Here is a 23020-nt window from a genome sequence, read left to right as displayed (position 1 = left end):
CGCACGTTCTGACGCGTCAGAACGTGCGCAACCGCATGTTCGGCGGGTTTCGCGGGGCGGTGCCAGGGTGGGCGCATGACCGCACCGCTCGCCGTCCGCTCGCTGGCGCTGGGACTCGCGGCGGGCTCGCGCGCGACGCTCGGCGTCGCCGGCCCGCTGCTCGGCCCGGTGCCGGGGCACCGGCTGCCCACCCACCGGCTCCGCCGCCCGGCCACGCTGCCGCGCGTGCTCGCGGGCCTCGCCGTCGCCGGGGAGCTGGTGGGCGACAAGCTGCCCACCACCCCCAGCCGCCTCGACCCGCCGGGTCCGGACGTCCGGGCGGGGAGCGGCGCCGTCGGCGGCCTGCTCCTCGCGCTGCGGCACCACGCGCCGGCGCCGTCGGTCGTGGCGGCGATGGTCGCCGGGGCCGTGGGCGGCGCCGTCGGCACGGGTGTCGGGGCGGCGTGGCGCGCCGCCGTCGCGCACCGCGGCTGGCCGGACCTGCCCGCCGCGCTCGCCGAGGACGCCGTCGCCCTCACCCTCGCCGCCTGGGCCACGCGCGCCTGACCCACGCCCGCCCCGGCCCGTGGGCGCTCCTGGTCGCGCACCTCAGGGACGGTTCAGGGGCGGTTCAGGGGCGGCTCGTGGTGACGGGCCGCTGGGCGTCCGGAAGAGTGGCGCCATGGTGCGGGCGACGACGGGGCAGGCATGGACGCGGTAGGCGGCGTGGTCGGCGCGATCTTCGCGTTCGTCTCGACGGTGGCGATGCTGGTGCTGCTCGCCTGGACGGCGCGGCGGGTGATGGGCGCGCCGGTCGGCTGGATCCGGGCCGCGCTGGTCTCCCTGGCGGCGATCACGGGCGCCTCGGCGGCGCTCACCAGCGGGCTGCGCGCGGCGGGCTGGTGGAGCGGCGAGGGCACCCTCGAGGTCGACCCGTGGGTCGCGCTGGCGGGGATCGTCCTCGTCTTCTGCTGGGCGTTCGTGCTGGGACTGTGCGTCCTGCTCGTGCTGGAGCTGCTGGTTCCCACGGGCACGCTGCCCACCCCGTGGCGCGCCGTCCGGCGGCTGCGGCAGGGACGCCGTGAGACGCGCCGGTACGCGCAGGTCGTCGCGATCGGCGTCCGGCACGGCCTGGGCGGGGCGTTCGGGCGCCACCGCCGCGACGGCGGCACGACGTCGCGCTCCGACGTCCGCCGCCTCGCGGTCGGCCTGCGCGACACGCTGTCCGACGCGGGCGTCACGTTCGTGAAGTTCGGCCAGACGCTCTCCACCCGGCGCGACCTGCTGCCCGACGCCGTCACCGAGACCCTCGCGACCCTGCAGAGCGACGTGCCCCCGGCGTCGTGGGACCAGGTGGAGGCGGTCGTCGAGAGCTCGCTCGGTCGCCCCGTGGGAGAGGTCTTCGCCGCGTTCGACACGGAGCCGCTCGCCTCAGCGTCGGTCGGACAGGTGCACGCCGCCCGGCTGCTCGACGGCCGCGACGTGGTGGTGAAGGTGCAGCGCCCGGGCGCGCGCGAGCAGGTCGCCGTGGACCTCGCGATCCTCGGCCGGCTCGCCCGCAGGCTGGAGCGCGACACGGCGTGGGGCCGCGGCCTCGGCGTGGTCGCGCTCGCCGACGGCTTCGCGGCGTCCCTGCGCGAGGAGCTCGACTACACCGTCGAGGCGGAGAACACGCGTGCCCTGCGCACGGCGCTGGACGTCGTGACGCACGACGGCGCGTCGTCGGGCCCGCTCGTCGTGGTGCCCCAGGTGGTCGACGGGCCGTCGAGCGGCACGCTGCTGGTGCTGGAGCGGCTCGACGGCACGCCGGTCGGGCAGGCGCAGGGCGCGCTGGGCCGGCTGGACGACGCGACCCGCGCGGCGCTCGCGGACCGGCTGCTGCGCGCTGCGCTCGACCAGCTGCTCGTCGCCGGCACGTTCCACGCCGACCTGCACCCGGGCAACGTGCTCGTGCTGGCCGACGGCGGGCTCGGCCTGCTCGACATGGGCTCGGTCGGCAGGCTCGGCGAGCCCGAACGGATCGCTCTCGGCGCCCTGCTGCTCGCGATCGACGGCGACGACGCGATCGCCGCCACCGACGCCCTGCTGGAGCTGCTCGACGCGCCGCCCGGCCTGGACGTCCGCCGCCTCGAGCGCGAGGTGGGGCAGCTCGTGCTGCGGTTCCGCGCGGGCGCGGGCGCGGCGTTCGCCGGGCTCGTGCGGCTGGTCACGGCGGCGGGCATGGGCGTGCCGCCGCAGGTCGCCGCCGCGTTCCGCACGTTCGCGGCGCTGGAGGGCACGCTCGACCTGATCAGCCCCGGCTACGACCTGGTGGCCGGCGCCCGCACCCACGGCCGGCCGCTGCTGCACCGCCTCGTCACCCCGGAGGCGGTGCGCCGCAAGGCCACGCAGCAGCTCCTCGGCTTCGCGCCCGAGCTGGAGCGGCTGCCCCGCCGGGTGACCCGCATCGTCCGCGACCTGGAGGAGGGGCGCTTCACCGTCACCGTGCGCGCGTTCTCCGACCCCGCCGACCGGGCCTTCCTGACCGGCCTGGTGCAGCAGCTCATCATGACGCTCGTGGCGGTGGGGGCCGTCGTCGGCGCGGTGGTGCTGTTCGTCGCCGACGGCGGGCCGATGCTCGCGCCGCAGCTGCCGTGGTTCACGGTGCTCGGCGCCGCGCTGGGCTTCGTCGGCACGGTGCTCGCGGTGCGGGTGCTCGTGGTCGCGTTCCGCGGCACGGCGCGAGACCGGTGGTGAAAGCCCCGCGGAGGGGCATGATCGGCACATGAGATACGCGGAGCACATCTCGGAGCTCGTCGGGCACACCCCGCTCGTCCGGCTCTCCCGGGTCACCGACGGTCTGAGCGCGACGATCCTCGCCAAGGTCGAGTACGTGAACCCCGGCGGGTCGGTCAAGGACCGCATCGCGCTGAAGATGATCGAGGCGGCGGAGGCGTCCGGAGAGCTGCGGCCCGGCGGCACGATCGTCGAGCCGACGTCGGGCAACACCGGCGTGGGCCTCGCGCTCGTCGCGCAGCGCAAGGGCTACGACTGCGTCTTCGTCTGCCCCGACAAGGTGAGCGAGGACAAGCGCGACGTGCTGCGGGCGTACGGGGCGCGCGTCGTCGTGACGCCCACCGCCGTCCCGCCCGACCACCCGGACTCCTACTACTCGGTCTCCGACCGGCTGGTGCAGGAGATCGACGGGGCCTGGAAGCCGAACCAGTACGCCAACCCGAACGGCCCGCTGTCGCACTACGAGTCCACCGGGCCCGAGGTGTGGGCGGACACCGACGGCCGGGTGACGCACTTCGTCGCGGGCGTCGGGACGGGCGGCACGATCACCGGCACGGGCCGCTACCTCAAGGAGGTGTCGGCGGACCGGGCCGACGGCGGCCCGGTCCGGGTCGTCGGCGCCGACCCGGCGGGCTCGGTCTACTCGGGCGGCGACGGGCGGCCGTACCTGGTGGAGGGCGTCGGCGAGGACTTCTGGCCGGGCGCCTACGACCCGTCCGTCCCCGACGAGGTCATCGCCGTCACCGACGCGGACTCCTTCGCCATGACGCGCCGGCTCGCGCGCGAGGAGGGCCTGCTCGTGGGCGGGTCGTGCGGGATGGCGGTCGAGGCGGCGCTGCGGCTCGCGCGGCGGCTCGAGGAGGAGGACGCGGCGGCCGCGGCGGAGGCCGTGATCGTCGTCCTGCTGCCCGACGGCGGGCGCGGCTACCTGTCGAAGATCTTCTCCGACACGTGGATGCGGTCGTACGGCTTCCTGCCCGACGAGGAGGGCGTCACCGCGGGCGACATCCTGCGCGCGAAGGACGGGCGGCTGCCCGACCTGGTGCACACCCACCCGAGCGAGACGGTGCGCGACGCCATCGAGATCCTGCGCGAGTACGGCGTCTCGCAGATGCCCGTCGTCGGGGCGGAGCCGCCCGTGAAGATCGGCGAGGTCGCGGGCGCCGTGACCGAGCGGGCGCTGCTCGACGCCGTCTTCTCCGGCCGCGCGTCCCTCGCCGACCGCGTCGACGCGCACATGCAGCCCCGGCTGCCGCTCATCGGGGCCGGCGAGGGCGTGGAGGCCGTGCGCGCCGCGCTCACCGACGCCGACGCGCTGCTCGTCGTCGAGGACGGCGACCCCGTCGGCGTCCTCACCCGCCACGACCTCCTGGGATTCGTCGCGGGCCGGTGACCACGCTCGTGCGTAGGCTGGCCGGGTGAGCACCAGCGACCACCCTGACTGGACGACGTTCGGCTTCTCGACCCGCGCCATCCACGCGGGCCAGGACCCGGACCCGACGACCGGCGCCGTCGTGCCGCCGATCCACCAGGTCTCCACGTACAAGCAGGACGGCGTGGGCGGCCTGCGCGGCGGGTACGAGTACTCCCGCTCCGCCAACCCGACGCGCACCGCGCTGGAGGAGGCGCTCGCCGCGGCGGAGCACGGGGAACGCGGCTTCGCGTTCGCCTCGGGCCTGGCCGCCGAGGACACGCTGCTGCGCGCGGTGCTGCGCCCGGGCGACCACGTGATCGTGCCGAACGACGCCTACGGCGGCACGTACCGGCTCGTCGCGCGGGTCTTCGGGCCGTGGGGGATCGCGCACACGCCGGTCGACCTGTCCGACGTCGACGCGGTGCGGGCAGCCGTCCGTCCCGAGACCAAGGTGGTGTGGGTCGAGACGCCCACCAACCCGCTGCTCGGGATCAGCGACGTCGCGGCGCTGGCGGGCGTGGCACGCGACGCCGGCGCGCTGCTCGTCGTGGACAACACCTTCGCCACGCCCTACCTGCAGCAGCCCCTGGCGCTCGGCGCGGACGTCGTCGTGCACTCCACGACCAAGTACATCGGCGGGCACAGCGACGTCGTCGGGGGAGCGCTCGTCGTCGCGGCGGGCGCGGTGCTGCCGGGCGGTCTCGAGTCGCCTGCGGGCGGCACGGACGTGGCCGGGGCGGTCGGCTTCCACCAGAACTCGTCGGGCGCCGTCGCGGGCCCGTTCGACGCGTGGCTCACGCTGCGCGGCCTCAAGACGCTCGCGGTCCGCATGGACCGGCACCAGGCGAACGCGGCCGCGGTGGCGGACTTCCTCGCCGGGCACCCTGCCGTGACCGAGGTGCTCTATCCGGGCCTCGCGTCCCACCCGGGCCACGACGTCGCGGCCCGCCAGATGCGCGGGTTCGGCGGCATGGTGTCGTTCCGCGCCGGCAGCGAGGCGAAGGCGCTCGACGTGTGCGCGCGGACGCAGGTGTTCACGCTGGCCGAGTCGCTCGGCGGCGTCGAGTCGCTGGTCGAGCACCCCGGCCGGATGACGCACGGCTCGGTCGCGGGCACGTCGCTCGAGGTGCCCGACGGCCTCGTGCGCCTGTCCGTCGGGATCGAGGACGTGGACGACCTGGTCGCGGACCTCGAGCAGGCGCTCGCGTAGCGGCGAGGGTCGTCGGTCAGCCGCGGACGACGGTGACGGGGCAGGGCGCGAAGTCGAGCACCTGACGGCTGACCGAGCCCAGCAGCAGCCGGTCGAAGCCGCCGAGGCCGCGCGCCCCGACGACGAGCCGCTCGGCGCCCTGCGCCGCGACCACGAGCTGCTTGGCGGCCTGGCCGTGCACCACCCGGCGGGTGAGCCGCTCGGGCGGCAGCGTCACCCCGGCCGCGCGCACCGCCTCGGCGAGCGAGTCGGCCGCGAACTTCTCGTAGTCGTCGACGGGCGGCGCCCACCCCCACGACCCCGGCAGCGGGGCCAGCGTCGTGATCTGCCACGCGAAGACGGCGTCGATCGACGCCCCGGTCCTGTCCGCGACCTCGCACGCGTGCCGTAGCGCGGCGACGCTCGGGGCCGAGGTGTCGACGCCGACGACGATGCGCGGCGCCGTCTCGGCGGGCACGTCGTCCTCCGGGGCCCCGTCGGGGTTGCCGTGGCGCACCACCGTGACGGGCACGACGGCGTGCTCCACGACCGTCGTCGACACCGAGCCCAGCACGGCCCGGCCCAGGCGTCCCCGCCGGCGCCGGCCGAGCACCAGCATGTCGGCGTCCGCGCCGAGCTCGAGCAACCGGTCGGCCGCCGGGCCGGGGAGCGCCGCGACCGTGCCGTCGACCTCGACCCCCGTGCGGGCGCGGGCCGCGTCGAGCAGCCCCTGCGCCTCCTCGCGCACCGGGGCCAGCGCGGCCTCGTGCGCGGCGGCGTCGGCGCCCTTGCCGGCGCCCGCGTCGACCATGACCAGCGTGAGCGGCACCGCGGCAGCGGCCGCCTCCCGCAGCGCCCAGTCCAGCGCCTCGTCCGACTCGACCGAACCGTTGACCCCGACCACGATGCCGCGCATCGGCCACCCCGACTCTCTCGTCGTGCGTCCGCCGCCCCCGTCACGACGTGCGGGGCGGCCCTGGCTTGCAGCATAGGTCGGGCGCCGTCGCCCGTCAGGGCGAGGTCACGGGACGTCGATCACGCACCGCCGTCAGCACGACGCCGGCCCGACAGGAGAGCGTCGACGGGCCGGGTCACGACCTCCACCCGGTCGACGAGGTCCGCGGGGCCGGTGACCACGAGGGCGCGGTCGGCGGCCGCCACGTACACGGCGGTGGTCTCGCGGGCGGTGACGCGGACACAGTCCGCCTCGTCGCCGTCCACGACGAACGTCCCCGTCGTCAGCGGGGCCTCGTCGACCTCGGCGACCAGGGCGCGCATCGCGCTGCGGTAGTCCTGGAACGAGTCCGCGAAGTCCGACCCGTCGCGCTCTGCGGCACCGTCGGCCGCCGAGCCGCCCGCCTCCTCGGCCGGTGCGGGCTCGACGGGAGCGGCGATGTCGGCGTGCAGCGGCGCGGCGAGCGCGCCGCTGCACGCGGCGCGGACCACGTCCTCGACGTCGTCGTCGGGCACCCGGGTGCGCAGGGTCTCGACCTCCAGCGCCTCCCCGGTGAACGACCGGTAGGCGCGCACGAACCGCTCGCACGTCGGGTCGTCGGAGTCCATGTGCCCGGTGAGCGACTGGTCCTCCAGGTCGAGGCCCCAGGTCAGCGGGTCGCGCACCTCGCCCAGGACGCCGGAGAACTGCGCCAGCCGCGCGTCGTCCCCGTTCCACGCCCGCCGACCCGCGTCGTGGCCCGCGCCGCCCGTGGCTCCCGGCTGCTGCTCGATCTCGTCCATCGGTACCCCCCGGGTTGACCTCTGCGGCGACCACCGCGGCGGCGACCGCCTTTCCCCGAGCCTGGACCGCCCCGCCCGCGGCTGGCAATCCGGCACGCCGTCACGCCCCTGGCGAACATGGGCTTACGGAGAGGTGTCGGCGAGTTGGGAGCGCATAGAGTCGTAGCGGTCAGGCTGTAGCCGTCAATCCGACGGGGTGCAGGTAACGCCGCTCGTGAGGGAGCAGCACATGTTCGAGAGATTCACCGACCGAGCCCGTCGGGTGGTCGTCCTTGCTCAGGAAGAGGCAAGGATGCTCAACCACAACTACATCGGCACCGAGCACATCCTGCTCGGACTCATCCACGAGGGTGAGGGCGTCGCCGCGAAGGCCCTGGAGTCGCTGGGGATCTCGCTCGACGGCGTCCGTACCCAGGTCACCGAGATCATCGGCGAGGGCCAGCAGGCCCCGAGCGGGCACATCCCGTTCACGCCGCGCGCCAAGAAGGTGCTGGAGCTGTCGCTCCGCGAGGCGCTGCAGCTCGGGCACAACTACATCGGCACCGAGCACATCCTGCTCGGCCTCATCCGCGAGGGCGAGGGCGTCGCCGCCCAGGTGCTCACGAAGATGGGCGCCGACCTGAACAAGGTGCGCCAGCAGGTCATCCAGCTGCTGAGCGGCTACCAGGGCAAGGAGCCCGTGGCCGCCGGTGGCCCGCAGGAGGGGCAGCCGTCCGGCTCCGCCGTCCTCGACCAGTTCGGCCGCAACCTCACCCAGGCCGCGCGCGAGGGCAAGCTCGACCCGGTCATCGGCCGCTCGACGGAGATCGAGCGCGTCATGCAGGTGCTGAGCCGCCGCACCAAGAACAACCCCGTGCTGATCGGCGAGCCGGGCGTCGGCAAGACGGCCGTCGTCGAGGGCCTCGCCCAGGACATCGTGCGCGGCGACGTGCCGGAGACGCTGAAGGACAAGCAGCTCTACACGCTGGACCTCGGCGCCCTGGTCGCCGGTTCCCGCTACCGCGGTGACTTCGAGGAGCGCCTCAAGAAGGTGCTCAAGGAGATCCGCACCCGCGGCGACATCATCCTGTTCATCGACGAGATCCACACCCTCGTCGGGGCGGGTGCCGCCGAGGGCGCGATCGACGCGGCGAGCATCCTCAAGCCGATGCTGGCCCGCGGCGAGCTGCAGACCATCGGCGCGACCACGCTCGACGAGTACCGCAAGTACGTCGAGAAGGACCCGGCCCTGGAGCGCCGCTTCCAGCCGATTCAGGTCAACGAGCCGTCGCTCGAGCACGCCATCGAGATCCTCAAGGGCCTGCGCGACCGCTACGAGGCGCACCACCGCGTGTCCATCACGGACTCCGCGCTGGTCTCCGCCGCCCAGCTCGCCGACCGGTACATCAACGACCGGTACCTGCCGGACAAGGCGATCGACCTGATCGACGAGGCGGGCGCGCGCCTGCGGATCCGCCGCATGACGGCGCCGCCGGAGCTCAAGGCCCTGGACGAGGAGATCGCCGAGGCCCGCCGCGACAAGGAGTCGGCGATCGACGAGCAGGACTTCGAGAAGGCCGCCGGGCTGCGGGACAAGGAGAAGCAGCTCACCGCCCAGCGCGCCGACAAGGAGAAGGCCTGGAAGTCGGGCGACCTCGACTCCGTCGCGGAGGTCGACGACGAGCTGATCGCCGAGGTGCTGGCGATGTCGACCGGCATCCCGGTCGTCAAGCTCACCGAGGAGGAGTCCAGCAAGCTCCTGCACATGGAGGACGAGCTGCACAAGCGCGTCGTCGGGCAGAACACGGCCATCAAGGCGCTGTCCCAGGCGATCCGCCGCACGCGTGCCGGGCTCAAGGACCCGAAGCGCCCCGGTGGCTCGTTCATCTTCGCCGGCCCCACGGGCGTCGGGAAGACGGAGCTGGCCAAGGCGCTCGCCGAGTTCCTCTTCGGGGACGAGGACGCGCTGATCCAGCTCGACATGTCCGAGTTCTCGGAGAAGCACACCGTGTCGCGGCTGTTCGGCTCGCCCCCCGGCTACGTCGGCTACGACGAGGGCGGACAGCTCACGGAGAAGGTGCGGCGCAAGCCGTTCTCGGTGGTCCTGTTCGACGAGGTCGAGAAGGCTCACGCGGACATCTTCAACTCGCTGCTGCAGGTCCTCGAGGACGGTCGCCTGACCGACTCGCAGGGCCGGGTGGTCGACTTCAAGAACACCGTGATCATCATGACCACCAACCTCGGCACGCGGGACATCGCCAAGGGCGTCCAGACCGGCTTCAACGCCGGCGGCGACCTGGTGACCTCCTACGAGCGCATGAAGGCGAAGGTCAACGAGGAGCTCAAGCAGCACTTCCGGCCGGAGTTCCTCAACCGCGTCGACGACGTGGTGGTCTTCCCGCAGCTCTCGCAGGACGAGATCATCGAGATCGTCGACCTGGAGATCGCCAAGCTGGACAAGCGTCTGCGCGACCGGGACATGGCCATCGAGCTCACGCCCGCCGCGAAGAACCTGCTGGCGGAGAAGGGCTACGACCCGGTGCTCGGCGCCCGTCCCCTGAAGCGGGCGATCCAGCGGGAGATCGAGGACACCCTGTCCGAGAAGATCCTGTTCGGCGAGCTCAAGGCCGGCGACCTCGTGCTGGTCGACGGCGAGGGCGAGGGCATCCTCGGGGAGTTCACCTTCCGCGGGGTGGCCAAGAGCGAGCACGAGCGCGGGCCGGTCTCGGTCGGCGCGACGGCGGCGCTCGACGCCCCCACCGGCGTCTCGGTGCACGACCTGCCGCCCACCGGCCAGATGCAGGCCGGCGCGGAGTGACGCGCTGAACCCCACGGCCTGACGGTCGACGACGAAGGCCCCGGACCCCCTCACAGGGTCCGGGGCCTTCGTCGTGCCCGCAGCCGTCCGGGCGTCGTCTCGAATCCTGGTCCCGCATCGTGAGACTTTCCGGAGATCTCTCGCGCTGGGCGTGCGCGGCGCCTACCTTCCCCGCCATGCACGCCGACACGAACGGACTCCGGTCCCCGGGCACCCGCACCGCGGGCGCCGCCGTGCCGTGCGCCCGCCGGGGCTGTCGGCCCTGTCGTCGCTGTCGCCGCTGACCCGACGCACGCCGTCGCCTCCGCCTCCCCGGCAGCAGAACCCGCTCGAGACCACCGCCCCGTCCGCCGTCGCGCGGCCGGGTGACGTGGCGTACCCCCGCACGCCCCCGAGAGGACCCCGTCATGCCCCGAACCATCTCCCTCCGCCGCGCCCGCGGCGCCCGACGGGCGGCCGCCGCCGTCGTCGGCGTCGTCGGGCTGCTGGGCACCGCCGGCTGCGTCGCCGACGCCGCCGCGGACAGCCCGGGCGGCACGCTGGCCGCCTCCGACCCGCTGCCCTCCGCCGTGCCGGACGGCACGACGCTCGTCGTCGGCGACCCCAGCACCGAGGTCGCGCTCGAACTGGCCGGCGACGAGATCGAGCACGACTTCTCCTTCGACGTCGAGTGGGCCAACCTGTCGGGCGGGCCGCAGACCATCGAGGCGTTCCGGGCGGAGTCCCTCGACGTCGGATCCGTCGCCGAGATCCCGTCCATCCACGCCACCTGGACGGGGGTGCCGGTGAAGAACATCGCCACCAAGTACCGGGAGAACTGGCAGGACGCGCCCGTCTACGAGCTGGCCGGCCGTCCCGGCATCACCCTCGGCTCCCTCGACGACCTCGCCGGCAAGCGCATCGCGTTCAGCCCCGGCCAGGCGCAGGGCGCCCTGGTGCTCAAGGCGCTCGCCGCCGCCGGACTGACCCAGGACGACGTCGAGCTCGTGGAGCTGCCCAGCACCGGCGACGTCTACTCCACCGCGCTGGCCGCCGGGGAGGTCGACGTCGCCCCGCTCGGCGGCACCCAGCTGTTCCGCTACCTCACGAAGTACGAGGCGGACGGCGCCCAGTCGGTCAAGCACGGGCTGCGCGACGACGCGGGTCACCTGTACGCGCCGGTCGCCGTCCTGGAGGACCCGGCCAAGGCGGCGGCCCTGGCCGAGTACGTCGAGGTGTGGGCGCGAGCGCAGGTGTGGATCGCGAATCACCCCGAGGAGTGGAAGCAGGGGTACTACGTGGAGCACGAGGGGCTGACCGACGAGGACGCCCAGTACCTCACCGACCACGCGGCCGTGCCCGACATCCCGGCCGACCTCACCGAGGGCATCGCCCGCACGCAGGAGACGATCGACCTGCTCGCGAAGGAGCTGGACGAGGACCCGCTCGACGCGGCCGACCTCTTCGACCAGCGGTTCGTCGCTGCGCAGACCGCCGGCGTCGAGGCGCAGCAGGCGGCGGAGGACGACCGATGACCGCCCTCGGCACCGTCACCCGGGCGGGCACCGCGCCCCGCGCCCGCACCGCCTTGGGCGCCGTGCAGAGCGGCGAGGGCCGGCCCGCGGGACGGCTCGACGTCCGCCCCGCCGGGCGACGGCTCGGGCTCGGGCGCCCGCTCCCGGTGGCCGGGCTGCTCGGCGTCGTCGTCCTGGTCGGGGTGTGGGTGGCTGGCTCCGCCACGGGGCTCATCGACCAGCGGGTGCTCAGCGCCCCCTGGACGGTGGTCACCACCGCCGGCGACCTGATCGCGAAGGGCGACCTGCAGGAGAACCTGGGCGTCTCGCTGACCCGTGCGGCCCTCGGGCTGGCGTGGGGCGTCGCGGCCGGCGTCGTGCTGGCGCTCGCCTCCGGCCTGAGCCGCGTGGGCGACGCGCTGCTCGACGGCCCGATCCAGGTCAAGCGCGCCATCCCGAACCTCGCGCTGTTGCCGCTGCTCATCCTGTGGTTCGGGATCGGCGAGCCGATGAAGGTCATCACCATCGCGCTCGGCGTGTTCATCCCGATCTACGTGCACACGCACAACGGGCTGCGCTCGATCGACTCCCGGTACGTCGAGCTGGCCGAGACGGTGCGGTTGAGCCGGCCGCAGTTCGTGCGCCGCGTCGTGCTTCCGGGCGCGCTCCCCGGGTTCCTGCTGGGCCTGCGGTTCGCCGTCACCGGGTCGCTGCTGTCGCTGGTCGTCGTCGAGCAGGTCAACGCCACCGCGGGCATCGGCTACATGATGGAGCTCGCCCGCACCTACGGACAGACCGAGGTCATCATCGTCGGCCTCGTCGTCTACGGCGTGCTCGGGTTCAGTGCCGACGCCGCCGTCCGGCTGCTGCAGAGGAGGGCGCTCGCATGGCGACGCACGCTGGAGGACTGACCGCCACGCCGACCGCGACCGGCACGGACGTCGTCGCCGAGGCGCCCGCCGTCACCGTGCGCGGGCTCGTGCGCGCGTACGGCGCGGAGCGGGTGCTCGACGACCTCGACCTGGAGCTCGGCGCGGGGGAGTTCGTCGCGATCCTGGGCCGCAGCGGCTCGGGCAAGTCGACGCTGCTGCGGGCGCTCGCGGGCCTCGACCACGGCGTGGCGGGGTCGGGCGAGGTGCGCGTGCCCGACCAGGTGTCCGTCGTGTTCCAGGACTCCCGGCTGCTGCCGTGGGCGCGGGTGCTCGACAACGTGGTGCTGGGCCTGGACGGCGTCCGCCGTCGGGCCGCCGGCGACGCCGGGCGGGCCGCGCTCGCCGAGGTGGGCCTCGCCGGCCGGGAGCGGGCGTGGCCGAACGAGCTGTCCGGCGGCGAGCAGCAGCGGGTGTCCCTGGCCCGCTCGCTCGTCCGCTCGCCCCAGCTCCTGCTGGCCGACGAGCCGTTCGGTGCTCTCGACGCCCTCACCCGCATCCGTATGCACGAGCTCCTGCGCGACCTGTACGACCGGCACCGGCCCGCGGTGCTGCTCGTGACGCACGACGTCGACGAGGCGATCGTGCTCGCCGACCGCGTCGTCGTCCTCGACCGCGGCCGCATCGCCGTCGAGCGACGCATCGACCTCCAGGAGCGGCGCGACGCCGCCGACCCCCGGTTCGCCGCCATCCGCACCGAGCTGCTCGACGCCCTCGGCGTCGAGCGGAAGGACGTGACCGTATGACCCGCACCGCCGGCCGCGACGGCCACCGCCCCGGACCCTTCCACCTCAACGCGTTCCTCATGAGCACCGGCCACCACGAGGCGTCGTGGCGGCTGCCGGAGAGCTCCCCGGACCACACGTCCACGAACATCGCCTACCTGCAGCGGCTGGCCCGCACCGCGGAGGAGGGGCTGCTCGACTCCGTCTTCTTCGCCGACGGCCCCGGCCTGCGCAGCGACGTCGGACGCCGCCCCGCCGGGTCGCTCGACCCGCTGATCGTGCTCACGGCGCTCGCCGCCGCCACCGAGCGCATCGGCCTCATCGCGACGGCGTCCACCACCTACAACTCGCCGTACAACCTGGCGCGGCGGTTCGCGTCGATCGACATCGTGTCGGGCGGCCGCGCCGGGTGGAACGTCGTGACGACGGCCGGCCCGGACATCGCGCGCAACTTCGGCCTCGACGACCAGCCCGCGCACGCCGTGCGCTACGAGCGCGCCGCGGAGTTCCTCGACGTCGCGTACAAGCTCTGGGACTCGTGGGACGACGACGCCGTGCTCGCGGACAAGGAGCGCGGCGTCTGGGCGGACGCGGCGAGGATCCACCCCGCCGGGCACGTCGGGGAGCACTTCTCCGTCGCCGGCGCGCTCACCACGCCGCGCACCCCGCAGGCGCGGCCGCTGATCGTGCAGGCCGGGTCGTCGGAGGACGGCAAGGGGCTCGCGGCGCGCTACGCCGAGGCCGTCTTCACCGCGCACCAGACGCTCGACGACGCACGGGCCTTCTACGCCGACCTCAAGGCCCGGGCCGTCGCGGCGGGTCGCGACGCCGACGGGATCAAGATCCTGCCGGGCATCGTGCCCGTGCTCGGCTCCACCGAGGCGGAGGCCCTGGCCGCCGAGCGCGAGCTCGACGAGCTCATCGTGCCCGAGTACGCGCGTCGCCAGCTCGCCGCGACCCTGCGCGTCGACCCCGAGGACCTGCCGCTGGACCGCCAGCTGCCCGCCGACCTGCCCGACGAGGACGAGATCGAGGGCGCCAAGAGCCGGTACACGCTGATCGTGGAGCTGGCCCGTCGGGAGCGGCTGACGGTGCGCGAGCTCATCGGCCGCCTGGGCGGAGGGCGCGGGCACCGCACGCTGGCGGGCACGCCCGAGCAGGTCGCCGACGCCCTCCAGGAGTGGTACGACGCCGAGGCCGCCGACGGCTTCAACGTCATGCCGGCCGTGCTGCCGCGCGGGCTGGAGGAGTTCACCGCGCACGTCGTGCCGATCCTCCAGGCGCGCGGCCTGTTCCGCACCGCCTACGAGGGCACCACCCTGCGCGAGCACTACGGGCTCGAGCGGCCCGCGAGCCGGTACTCGTCGTCGGTCGCGTCGGCTGCGTCCGTCGAGGCCGCCGAGCTCGCCACCGCGGGGGTGGGGGCATGAGCGCCGACGTCCTCTGGTACATCCCCAACCAGGTGCGCGCCGGCCACCGCGGCGACGTCGTGACGGCGGACCACAACAGCCTCGACACCCTCACCGAGCAGGCCCTCGCGCTGGAGGAGCACGGCTGGGACGGGGCGCTGCTCGGCACCGGGTGGGGCCGGCCGGACACGTTCACCGTGGCGGCGGCGCTCGCCGCCCGCACCACGACGTTCAACCCGCTGGTCGCGATCCGGCCCGGCTACTGGCAGCCGGCCCACCTCGCCTCGGCGGCGGCGACGCTCGACCACCTCACCGGTGGCCGGGTGCGGATCAACATCGTGTCCGGGCAGGACGGCGTCGCGCAGTACGGCGACACGGTCACCGACCGGGCGGCACGCTACGGGCGCACGCGCGAGTTCCTGCAGCTGGTGCGCCGGCTGTGGACGCAGGACGACGTGACGTTCGACGGCGAGCACTACCGGGCCGACGGCGCCACGCTGCCGCTGCGTCCCGTGGCCCGGGAGGGGCGTGCGCACCCGACGCTGTACTTCGGCGGCGCGTCGCCCGAGGCGGAGGAGGTGGCCGCCGCGGAGGCCGACGTGCAGCTCTTCTGGGGCGAGCCGCTGGACGGCGTGGCCGAGCGGATCGACCGGCTGCGCGCGCTGAGCGAGCAGGTCGGCCGGGAGCACGCGCCGCTGCAGTTCGGGCTGCGCGTCACGACCTTCGTGCGCGACACCACCGACGAGGCATGGCGTGACGCCGAGGCCAAGGTGGAGCACCTCGCCGAGGCGTCGGGACGCACGGGGTGGCGGCGCGACGCCGACCACCGTGATGCCGATCATCGAGCGGTGGACCGGCCCGTCGCCGTCGGGCAGCAGCGCCTGCTCGACCTCGCCGCCCGCGGCGACGTGCTCGACGAAAACCTGTACACCGCGCCCGCCCGCGCCGGGGGCGGCGGGGCCGGGACCACCTGGCTCGTGGGCTCGCCGTCCGACGTCGCGAAGTCCCTGCGCCGCTACCAGGACCTCGGCGTCACCCACTTCGTGCTCTCCGACACCCCGTACCTGGACGAGATCCGCCGCCAGGGCGAGCAGCTGCTGCCGCTCCTGCGCGACTGACGCGAGACCTGCCCACGAGTTGTCAGGATGCGCGCCGGGTATACCGCGCGCTCACCCTTGACAGAGCGTCAGCGGAGGTGGGACAGGACGGCGTCGGTGAGGTCGGCGACGTCGTCCACTAGCGCGACGGCGCCGGCGTGCTCGAGCTCGCCGGACGCCGCGTACCCCCAGGTGACGCCGACGCAGCGGATGCCGTGCTCCGCGGCGCCGTGCACGTCGTGCTCGCGGTCGCCGACCATGATCGCGGGTCCGTCGGCCGGGTCCACGGGAGAGGTGCGGCCGAGCGCGGCGAGCGCCTTGGCGACGACGTCGGCCTTGGTCGACGTGCCCTCGTCGAGCGGGGCGCCGAAGACGCCGTCGACCAGCTCCGTGAGCCCGAACCGGTCGCAGATCGGCCTCGCGTAGACCTCCGGCTTCGACGTGGCGACGGCCAGGGTGCAGCCGGCGGCGCGCAGCGCGCGCAGCACGTCCGGGATCCCGTCGAATACCCGGTTGTCGTACATGCCGCCTGCCGCGAACACCTCGCGGTAGGCACGCACGGCCTCGTCCACCCGGTCGGCGGGGATGCCGTGCGCGGGGAAGGAGTCGGTGATCGGCGGGCCGACGAACGAGCGCAGGGTGGCTTCGTCCGGCACGGGCAGCCCGAGCGCGCCGTAGGCGTGGCGGATGCCCGCGACGATGCCGGGCGCAGAGTCGGTGAGCGTGCCGTCGAGGTCGAGCAGGACGAGCGGGGCGGGGGAGCGGGTCACCGCAGCAGGCTACGTGGCCGGGTCCCCCGCCCGCCGGGGCGGCCGGGGATCAGACGGCGCGGGCGTGCGCGACCAGGCGGTCGAACGCGGCGTCGAGGGCATGGTCGACCCGCTGCGCCGAGGGGTGCGCGTCGTGCCAGGCGATCTGCTCCACGGCCGCCTGGTCGTACGTGATCGTGGTGCCGAACTCGGGCACCAGGGCGCGCAGCTTGGCGCAGTCGAACACCATCGAGTGGGCCTTGTCGCCGAGCAGGCCGGGACCGACGTCGGGCAGCACGCGCGCGATCGTCTCGGAGGCGACGTGCACGAGCTCCGGCTCGTCGACGCCCGCGGCCGCGGCGAGCCACCGGTAGACCTGGTCCCACGTCGGGGCGTGCGTGCCCATGATCTGGAAGGTGTCGCCGACGGCCCCGGGGTGGCCGAGCAGCCCCACGAACCCCACAGCGAAGTCCTCCGTGTGGGTCAGCGTCCACAGCGAGGTGCCGTCGCCGTGCACGACGACGGGCTTCCCGGCGCGCAGCCGGGCGACGTCGGTCCACCCGCCCGTGGTGGGCAGCAGCGTGCGGTCGTAGGTGTGCGACGGGCGCACGATCGTCGCGGGGAAGTCGCGGTCGCGCCAGGCGCGGACCAGCACGTCCTCGCCGGCGATCTTGTCGCGCGAGTACTGCCAGAACGGGTTGCGCAGCGGCGTGGACTCCGTGACGGGCAGGCGCTGGGGCGGCGTCTGGTACGCCGACGCGGAGGAGACGAACACGTACTGGCCGACCCGACCGGTGAAGCGCTCGACGTCGTGCGCCACGTGGTCCGGCCGGAACGCGCGGAACTGCGCGACGACGTCGAACTCCCGGCCCGCCAGCGCGGCGTCGACGGCGTCGTCGTCGGTCACGTCGGCCACGAGCGTCTCGACCTCCGGCGGCAGCGGCCGCGTCGTCGACGTGCCGCGGTTGAGGACCGTGACCCGGTGCCCGAGGCCGACGGCGCGGGCGACGCTCGCGGCGCTGATGACGCCGGAGCCGCCGATGAACAGGACGTCCTGAGGGCTGCGGATGCTCATGGGTCCATCGTGCCCGTCCTCGCTGCCGACCGAACCCCGACGTGCCCGCGGTTTGACAGGTAGCCGTGGCAACTGGTTCCGTACAACAGAACTGAGTTCCGTGTGACGGACCAAGAGGTGCCGCCGGGTGCCTCGCTCGACGAGGAGCAGAAGGAGGGGCGATGAGGCTCAGACAGCTGGCCGCAGCAGGGTCTGCGGCGCTCGTGGCGGTGACGCTGACCGCCTGCGGTGCGGGGTTCACGACCGCCGCAGCGGGGGGCGCGGCGTCCGACGGCGCGGGCGCACCGGAGGCGGAGCGCGTCTTCAAGGTGGCGTTCAACCAGAACGCCGACCAGCCCGAGGCCGTGGCGATGACCCACCTGGGGGAGCGGCTCGCGGAGCGCACGGACGGCCGCTACTCGGTGGAGGTGTACCCGAACGAGACGCTCGGCGCGCAGAAGGACACCGTGGAGCTGGTGCAGTCCGGCGCCGTCGACCTGGCGCTCGTGGCCGGGTCGCTGCTGGAGAACATCAACCCGGACTTCGTGGCGCTGAACATGCCGTACGTGTACGACTCGCAGGCACACCAGGAGGCGGTGCTCAACGACCCCGCGATCACCGGTGACCTGTACACCTCGCTCGAGGAGCAGAACATCCGCGTGCTGGGCGGCTTCTCCGCCGGCGTGCGCAGCGTCTACACGTCGGCGCACCCGGTCGAGACGCCCGAGGACCTTGCCGGCCTCAAGATCCGCGTCATGGAGACGGACACCAACAGCCGGATGATGGACCTCATGGGCGGCGTCGGCACGCCCATGGGCCAGGGCGAGGTCTACACCGCGATCCAGTCGGGCGTCATCGACGGCGGCGAGAACAACGAGTCGATCTACCGCAACCTCAAGCACGACGAGGTCGCGCGGTACTACTCGTACACCAACCACCTCATGATCCCGGACTACCTCATCACCAACCCGGCCACCTTCGACGCGATGTCCGAGGCCGACCGTGCCGCGTTCCTCGAGGAGCTCCAGGCGGCCTACGACGAGTCGAGCCGCCTCACGACCGAGGTCATGACGGAGAGCCAGCAGGCCGCAGAGCAGGCCGGCGCCGAGTTCACCTCGCCCGACGTCGAGCCGTTCCGCGAGTCCGTCGCGCCGCTGCTCGACGAGAAGCTCACCACGCCCGCGTCGCGCGAGCTCTACGACCGCACCCGCGCCGTCGCGGAGCAGATGGCGGAGGACGGCTGATGACCCGCGTCAAGAACGGCCTCGACCTCGTGCTGCGCTGGCTGTGCGTGCTGCTCCTGGGCACGCTCGTGCTGGTCGTGGCGTGGCAGGTCTTCACCCGCCAGGTGTTGTCGGCGCCCAGCGTGTGGTCCGAGGAGCTCGCCAAGTACCTGTTCGTGTGGCTCAGCTTCTTCGGCACAGCCCTCGTGTTCGGCGAGCGCGGGCACATCGCCGTCGACTTCCTGGTGCGCAAGACGCCTCCGCACCTGCAGCGCGCGGCCGCCGTGCTCAGCCAGGTCGTGACGTTCGCGTTCGCCGCGCTGGTGCTGGTCTACGGCGGCTGGCAGCTCGCCCAGCTCACCTGGTCGCAGGACGTCCCCAGCCTGCCGCTGATGGTCGGATGGCTCTACCTGGTGCTCCCGGTCTCCGGCGTGCTCGTGCTCTTCTACACCGTCTACCACCTGGTGGCCGTCGTGCGTGGCGTCGAGGACGCCACCACGGACGGCGAGCCGGACGCCGTCTGAGGGGGCTTCACATGGAGGTGGCAGCAATCGCCGGGCTGGTCCTGATCGTCGGGATCCTCGCCCTCCTCGCGCTGGGGATCCCGATCTCCGTGGCCGTCGGCACGTCGTCGGCGCTCGCCGCGATCACCGTGCTCGGTTTCGAGAACGGGCTCCTCACGTCCGCGCAGCAGATGTTCCGCGGCGTCAACAACTTCTCCCTGCTGGCGATCCCGTTCTTCGTGCTCGCCGGCGTGATCATGAACAACGGCGGGATCGCCCTGCGGCTCGTCAACTTCGCCAAGATGCTCGTGGGCCGCGCCCCCGGGTCGCTCGCCCAGACCAACGTCGCGGCGAACGCGATGTTCGGCTCGGTGTCCGGCTCGGCCGTCGCGGCCGTCGCGGCCGTCGGCTCGACGATGGGCCCGCTGCAGGCCAAGGAGGGCTACCCCAAGGACTTCGCCGCCGCGACCAACATCGCGTCCGCGCCGTCCGGCATGATCATCCCGCCGAGCAACCTGATGATCGTGTACTCGCTCGTGTCGAGCACGTCCGTCGCGGCACTGTTCGTGGCGGGCTACGTGCCGGGCATCCTGTGGGCCGCGGTCTGCATGGTCATCGTGCACCTGTACGCCCGCAAGAGGCCCGAGCTGCGCGTGACGGAGAAGCTGTCGGGTCCCGCCAGGCTCAAGGTGGCGGGGGAGGCGGTGCCGGCGCTCCTGCTCATCGTCATCGTCATCGGCGGCATCCTGGCCGGCCTCTTCACGCCCACCGAGGCGTCGTGCATCGCCGTCCTGTACTCGCTGGCCCTGTCCTTCGTGTACCGCTCGATCAAGGTGCGCGACCTGGGCGAGATCCTGCTCGAGTCCGGCCGGACCACGGCGATCGTCATGTTCCTCGTCGGGGTGTCCGCAGTGATGTCCTGGGTGATGTCGTTCGCGCAGATCCCGCAGCTCGTCACCGACGCCCTGCTGACGGTCAGCACCAACCCGTACGTGCTCATCGTGCTGATCGTGGTGCTGCTGCTGATCATCGGGTGCTTCATGGACCCGACGCCGGCCGTGCTGATCTTCGCGCCGATCTTCCTGCCCGTGGTCACGGCGTTCGGCATGGATCCCGTCCACTTCGGGATCTTCATGGTGCTCGCGCTGTCCATCGGCACGATCACCCCGCCCGTCGGGCCCGTCCTGTTCGTCGGTGCCAGGGTGTCGGGCATGTCCATCGAGAGCGTCATGCGGCGCCTGGTGCCGTTCTTCGTCGGCCTGGTGCTCCTGCTGCTCGTCGTGGCGATGACGCCGGCCCTGTCGCTCTGGCTGCCGGGGCTGCTCGGGCTCGCCTGACCGCGTCGCCCCGCGACCGTCCACCGTCCACCACCGATTCGGAGGATTCCATGGAACAGCGCTACGCCACCGCCCCGGAGCAGATCCCGGGCATGACCACCCAGGACCTGCGGGACCGTTACCTCGTGCCCGACCTGTTCGTCGACGACGAGGTCCGCACGGTCTACACCCACCACGACCGCGTGGTGCTGGGCGGCATCAGCCCGGTGTCCGCGCCGCTGAGCCTGCCCGGCTTCCCGGAGATCCGCTCGGAGCGGTTCTTCGACCACCGCGAGGCCGGCATCGTCAACGTGGGCGGCCCGGGCACGGTCACGGTGGACGGCACGGAGCACCGCCTCGCGCACGGCGCGTGCCTCTACGTGGGGCGGGGCGCGGCGGACGTCGTCCTCGCCTCGGACGACGCCGCGGGGGAGGCCGGGCCCGCCCGGTTCTACCTCTTCTCGGCGCCGGCGCACACCGCGTACCCGACCACGCTGGTGGAGCCCGGGCAGGGCACGGTCCGGGAGCTGGGCGACCAGGTCACCTCCAACCGGCGCACGCTCAACCAGTACATCCACGAGAACGGCGTGCGGTCCTGCCAGGTGGTCATGGGCGTCACGACGCTGCACCCGGGCAGCATGTGGAACACCATGCCGGCGCACACCCACGACCGCCGCACGGAGTGCTATCTGTACTTCGACCTGCCCGCCGAGGCGCGCGTCGTGCACCTGCTGGGCGAACCCACCGAGACGCGGCACATGGTCGTCGCCGACCGGGAGGCGATCATCTCGCCCAGCTGGTCGGTGCACTCCGGCGTCGGCACCGCCGCATACTCCTTCGTGTGGGCGATGGCCGGGGAGAACCAGGCGTTCGACGACATGGACGGGTTCGACGTCGCCACGATGCGCTGATCAGGACGCGCGGACGCGCGGGGACGAGGAGGAACGGTCGATGAGCGAGGCGACGACGGCCAGCGAGAAGACGCTGATGGTGCTCGAGGCGGCGATGACGCACGGGCGCTTCAGCGAGATCGTGGCGGCGGTGGACCTGCCCAAGGCGACGGTGCACCGCATCCTCGCCACGCTCGTCGACCGGGACTTCATCCGGGTCGCCGACGGCGGGACGCACGTGCCCGGCCCGAAGATCCTGTCCCTGGCTGGGGCGGCGTACGAGCGCGTGGACGTCTCGACGATCGTGCAGCCCTACGTGGACGATCTCGTGCGCCGCGTGCAGTGCACGGTGCACGTCGGCGTGCGCAGCGGCGACGAGATCATCTACCTCGTCCGCACCGACTCGGACAAGCCGTACCGGATGCCGTCGCGTGTCGGGGCCTCGATCCCGCTGCACACCTCGGCGATCGGCAAGTCCATCCTGGCGCGGCTCGACGACGACGCCGTCGAGCGGTTCGTCAACCGCGCCGGGCTGCCGCGCCGCACGGCTCGCAGCCTCGCGACGCTGGAGGACCTGCGCGCCGAGCTGGCGGACATTCGCCGCGACGGGTACGCGTTCGACCGCGAGGAGAACGTGCCCGGGGTCGTGTGCATCGGCACCGCGGTCCGGGACCACTCCGGCCACTCCAACTACGGCCTGTCGATCTCCTCGCTCGCCCTCGAGCACACCGAGGGCCAGCTCACCGCGATGGCGGACGACCTGCACAAGACGGCCGCCGACATCACCCACGCGCTCGGGGGCGACCGGTAGGACCAGCGCCCCGCCCACCCCGGGCCCGACGAAGGAACGAGACACGTGAGCACCACCACCACCGACCGCCCGACCGGCACGGCCCCCGTGCTCGACCCGGCCGTCGCCCGACTCTTCAGCCTCGAGGGGCGCACCGCGGCCGTGACGGGAGCCAGCAAGGGCATCGGCCTCGCGATCGCGACGCTCCTCGCCCGTGCGGGAGCCGACGTGATCGGCGTCAGCACGACGATGCCGGAGGGCGATTCGGACGCCCGTCGCGCGGTCGAGGCGGCGGGGCGCCGGTTCACCCCGGTCGCGACCGACCTGTCCGACCGTGACGCCGTCGCCGCCCTGGCGGCGACGCTGATCGAGCGGGAGGTGGACGTGCTGGTCAACAACGGCGGCACCATCCGCCGAGCCCCGGCGGCCGAGCACCCGGACGCCGACTTCGACCACGTGCTCGAGGTGAACCTGCGCTCCGCGTGGGTCCTCTCGCGCGAGGTCGGGCGCGCCATGGTGGCCCGGGGGCACGGGAAGCTCGTCGGCACCGCGTCGATGCTGAGCTTCCAGGGCGGCGTGAACGTGCCGGGCTACACGGCGTCGAAGTCGGCGCTCGCGGGCCTGACCAAGGCGCTGGCCAACGAGTGGGCGGGCCGCGGCGTCAACGTCAACGCCGTCGCGCCCGGGTACGTGGCCACCGCGAACACGGGGGCGCTGCGCGCCGACGAGGACCGCAACGCCGAGATCCTCGCGCGCATCCCCGCGGGCCGCTGGGCCACGCCGGAGGACATCGCCGGGGCGGTGCTGTACCTCGCCTCGCCCGCGTCGGACTACGTGCACGGCGCGATCGTCCCCGTCGACGGGGGCTGGCTGGCGCGCTGAGCGAGGCCCGGACCACCTCGACGTAGCGATTAGGGGGGCGGCCACCGCGCGCGCGCGCGCCAGAGCGAA

At 73.5% G+C, this 23020-nt stretch carries 20 protein-coding genes; 16 read left to right on the top strand and 4 right to left on the bottom strand.

The annotated features are described in order from the left end of the window. The first annotated feature begins 75 nt into the window (after positions 1-75). The 4 genes from ACFQ8Y_RS22080 to ACFQ8Y_RS22065 all read left to right on the top strand — a co-directional run bounded on the left by ACFQ8Y_RS22080 (position 76) and on the right by ACFQ8Y_RS22065 (position 5378). Entirely contained in the window at positions 76-546 is a 471-nt protein-coding gene (locus ACFQ8Y_RS22080; RefSeq protein ID WP_430552544.1) for a hypothetical protein, read from the top strand. 141 nt (positions 547-687) lie between these two features. Continuing rightward, positions 688-2715, top strand: a complete 2028-nt coding sequence (locus ACFQ8Y_RS22075; RefSeq protein ID WP_430586750.1) for an ABC1 kinase family protein — start codon at positions 688-690, stop codon at positions 2713-2715. A 28-nt stretch (positions 2716-2743) separates the two neighbouring features. Further along, positions 2744-4147, top strand: a complete 1404-nt coding sequence (locus ACFQ8Y_RS22070; RefSeq protein ID WP_430552546.1) for a cystathionine beta-synthase — start codon at positions 2744-2746, stop codon at positions 4145-4147. A gap of 25 nt (positions 4148-4172) precedes the next feature. Continuing rightward, entirely contained in the window at positions 4173-5378 is a 1206-nt protein-coding gene (locus ACFQ8Y_RS22065; protein WP_430586749.1) for a cystathionine gamma-synthase, read from the top strand. Positions 5379-5394: 16 nt separating this feature from the next. Here ACFQ8Y_RS22065 and ACFQ8Y_RS22060 read toward each other — a convergent pair whose 3' ends face one another. After that, positions 5395-6273, bottom strand: coding sequence for a universal stress protein (locus ACFQ8Y_RS22060; protein WP_430552548.1), 879 nt, complete (start codon positions 6271-6273; stop codon positions 5395-5397). Positions 6274-6392: 119 nt separating this feature from the next. After that, entirely contained in the window at positions 6393-7094 is a 702-nt protein-coding gene (locus ACFQ8Y_RS22055) for a hypothetical protein (RefSeq protein ID WP_430586748.1), read from the bottom strand. A 229-nt stretch (positions 7095-7323) separates the two neighbouring features. On the opposite strand from ACFQ8Y_RS22055, the gene ACFQ8Y_RS22050 reads away from it, so the two are divergent. From ACFQ8Y_RS22050 to ACFQ8Y_RS22025, 6 genes are all read left to right on the top strand, one after another. Further along, the gene (locus ACFQ8Y_RS22050; protein WP_430552550.1) at positions 7324-9891 is read left to right on the top strand and encodes an ATP-dependent Clp protease ATP-binding subunit; all 2568 of its coding nucleotides are present in this window, start codon (positions 7324-7326) and stop codon (positions 9889-9891) included. 407 nt (positions 9892-10298) lie between these two features. After that, on the top strand, positions 10299-11405 hold the full coding sequence (locus ACFQ8Y_RS22045; protein ID WP_430586747.1) for an ABC transporter substrate-binding protein: 1107 nt from the start codon (positions 10299-10301) through the stop codon (positions 11403-11405). After that, entirely contained in the window at positions 11402-12295 is an 894-nt protein-coding gene (locus ACFQ8Y_RS22040; protein WP_430586746.1) for an ABC transporter permease, read from the top strand. The genes ACFQ8Y_RS22045 and ACFQ8Y_RS22040 overlap by 4 nt, the downstream gene beginning before the upstream one ends. Next, complete coding sequence (locus tag ACFQ8Y_RS22035) at positions 12271-13059, top strand: ABC transporter ATP-binding protein (RefSeq protein WP_430552553.1); 789 nt, start codon at positions 12271-12273, stop codon at positions 13057-13059. Before ACFQ8Y_RS22040 ends, ACFQ8Y_RS22035 begins: the two co-directional genes overlap by 25 nt. Continuing rightward, a complete protein-coding gene (locus tag ACFQ8Y_RS22030; protein WP_430586745.1) occupies positions 13056-14468 on the top strand; it encodes an LLM class flavin-dependent oxidoreductase in 1413 nt (470 codons plus the stop codon). The genes ACFQ8Y_RS22035 and ACFQ8Y_RS22030 overlap by 4 nt, the downstream gene beginning before the upstream one ends. Continuing rightward, positions 14465-15565, top strand: a complete 1101-nt coding sequence (locus ACFQ8Y_RS22025) for an LLM class flavin-dependent oxidoreductase (protein WP_430586744.1) — start codon at positions 14465-14467, stop codon at positions 15563-15565. Before ACFQ8Y_RS22030 ends, ACFQ8Y_RS22025 begins: the two co-directional genes overlap by 4 nt. A gap of 68 nt (positions 15566-15633) precedes the next feature. Here ACFQ8Y_RS22025 and ACFQ8Y_RS22020 read toward each other — a convergent pair whose 3' ends face one another. Then, positions 15634-16314, bottom strand: a complete 681-nt coding sequence (locus ACFQ8Y_RS22020; protein ID WP_430586743.1) for an HAD hydrolase-like protein — start codon at positions 16312-16314, stop codon at positions 15634-15636. A 49-nt stretch (positions 16315-16363) separates the two neighbouring features. Next, positions 16364-17368, bottom strand: coding sequence for an NAD-dependent epimerase/dehydratase family protein (locus ACFQ8Y_RS22015; protein ID WP_430552566.1), 1005 nt, complete (start codon positions 17366-17368; stop codon positions 16364-16366). A 161-nt stretch (positions 17369-17529) separates the two neighbouring features. On the opposite strand from ACFQ8Y_RS22015, the gene ACFQ8Y_RS22010 reads away from it, so the two are divergent. The 6 genes from ACFQ8Y_RS22010 to ACFQ8Y_RS21985 all read left to right on the top strand — a co-directional run bounded on the left by ACFQ8Y_RS22010 (position 17530) and on the right by ACFQ8Y_RS21985 (position 22951). Continuing rightward, complete coding sequence (locus ACFQ8Y_RS22010) at positions 17530-18591, top strand: TRAP transporter substrate-binding protein (RefSeq protein WP_430586742.1); 1062 nt, start codon at positions 17530-17532, stop codon at positions 18589-18591. After that, positions 18591-19094, top strand: coding sequence for a TRAP transporter small permease (locus ACFQ8Y_RS22005; protein WP_430586741.1), 504 nt, complete (start codon positions 18591-18593; stop codon positions 19092-19094). Before ACFQ8Y_RS22010 ends, ACFQ8Y_RS22005 begins: the two co-directional genes overlap by 1 nt. Positions 19095-19105: 11 nt before the next feature. After that, positions 19106-20410, top strand: coding sequence for a TRAP transporter large permease (locus ACFQ8Y_RS22000; protein ID WP_430552568.1), 1305 nt, complete (start codon positions 19106-19108; stop codon positions 20408-20410). A 50-nt stretch (positions 20411-20460) separates the two neighbouring features. Further along, positions 20461-21300, top strand: a complete 840-nt coding sequence (gene kduI / locus ACFQ8Y_RS21995) for a 5-dehydro-4-deoxy-D-glucuronate isomerase (RefSeq protein WP_430552569.1) — start codon at positions 20461-20463, stop codon at positions 21298-21300. 40 nt (positions 21301-21340) lie between these two features. Continuing rightward, complete coding sequence (locus ACFQ8Y_RS21990; RefSeq protein WP_430552570.1) at positions 21341-22090, top strand: IclR family transcriptional regulator; 750 nt, start codon at positions 21341-21343, stop codon at positions 22088-22090. 87 nt (positions 22091-22177) lie between these two features. Next, positions 22178-22951 (top strand): SDR family oxidoreductase, encoded by a 774-nt coding sequence (locus ACFQ8Y_RS21985; protein ID WP_430586751.1) that lies wholly within the window; start codon positions 22178-22180, stop codon positions 22949-22951. Positions 22952-23020: the final 69 nt, after the last annotated feature.

It is taken from the genome of Isoptericola sp. NPDC056605 (assembly GCF_042792795.1).
Classification (GTDB): domain Bacteria; phylum Actinomycetota; class Actinomycetes; order Actinomycetales; family Cellulomonadaceae; genus Isoptericola.
Note: the sequence above shows the minus strand (reverse complement) of the source record. Positions and strands in the feature narration are given on the sequence as shown.

Bases quoted from the DNA above. Each gene is read 5' to 3' on its own strand.
- ACFQ8Y_RS22080 (WP_430552544.1), top strand. From the start codon at position 76: ATGACCGCACCGCTCGCCGTCCGCTCGCTGGCGCTGGGACTCGCGGCG.
- ACFQ8Y_RS22075 (WP_430586750.1), top strand. From the start codon at position 688: ATGGACGCGGTAGGCGGCGTGGTCGGCGCGATCTTCGCGTTCGTCTCG.
- ACFQ8Y_RS22070 (WP_430552546.1), top strand. From the start codon at position 2,744: ATGAGATACGCGGAGCACATCTCGGAGCTCGTCGGGCACACCCCGCTC.
- ACFQ8Y_RS22060 (WP_430552548.1), bottom strand. From the start codon at position 6,273: ATGCGCGGCATCGTGGTCGGGGTCAACGGTTCGGTCGAGTCGGACGAG.
- ACFQ8Y_RS22055 (WP_430586748.1), bottom strand. From the start codon at position 7,094: ATGGACGAGATCGAGCAGCAGCCGGGAGCCACGGGCGGCGCGGGCCAC.
- ACFQ8Y_RS22050 (WP_430552550.1), top strand. From the start codon at position 7,324: ATGTTCGAGAGATTCACCGACCGAGCCCGTCGGGTGGTCGTCCTTGCT.
- ACFQ8Y_RS22045 (WP_430586747.1), top strand. From the start codon at position 10,299: ATGCCCCGAACCATCTCCCTCCGCCGCGCCCGCGGCGCCCGACGGGCG.
- ACFQ8Y_RS22040 (WP_430586746.1), top strand. From the start codon at position 11,402: ATGACCGCCCTCGGCACCGTCACCCGGGCGGGCACCGCGCCCCGCGCC.
- ACFQ8Y_RS22035 (WP_430552553.1), top strand. From the start codon at position 12,271: ATGGCGACGCACGCTGGAGGACTGACCGCCACGCCGACCGCGACCGGC.
- ACFQ8Y_RS22030 (WP_430586745.1), top strand. From the start codon at position 13,056: ATGACCCGCACCGCCGGCCGCGACGGCCACCGCCCCGGACCCTTCCAC.
- ACFQ8Y_RS22025 (WP_430586744.1), top strand. From the start codon at position 14,465: ATGAGCGCCGACGTCCTCTGGTACATCCCCAACCAGGTGCGCGCCGGC.
- ACFQ8Y_RS22015 (WP_430552566.1), bottom strand. From the start codon at position 17,368: ATGAGCATCCGCAGCCCTCAGGACGTCCTGTTCATCGGCGGCTCCGGC.
- ACFQ8Y_RS22010 (WP_430586742.1), top strand. From the start codon at position 17,530: ATGAGGCTCAGACAGCTGGCCGCAGCAGGGTCTGCGGCGCTCGTGGCG.
- ACFQ8Y_RS22005 (WP_430586741.1), top strand. From the start codon at position 18,591: ATGACCCGCGTCAAGAACGGCCTCGACCTCGTGCTGCGCTGGCTGTGC.
- ACFQ8Y_RS22000 (WP_430552568.1), top strand. From the start codon at position 19,106: ATGGAGGTGGCAGCAATCGCCGGGCTGGTCCTGATCGTCGGGATCCTC.
- kduI (WP_430552569.1), top strand. From the start codon at position 20,461: ATGGAACAGCGCTACGCCACCGCCCCGGAGCAGATCCCGGGCATGACC.
- ACFQ8Y_RS21990 (WP_430552570.1), top strand. From the start codon at position 21,341: ATGAGCGAGGCGACGACGGCCAGCGAGAAGACGCTGATGGTGCTCGAG.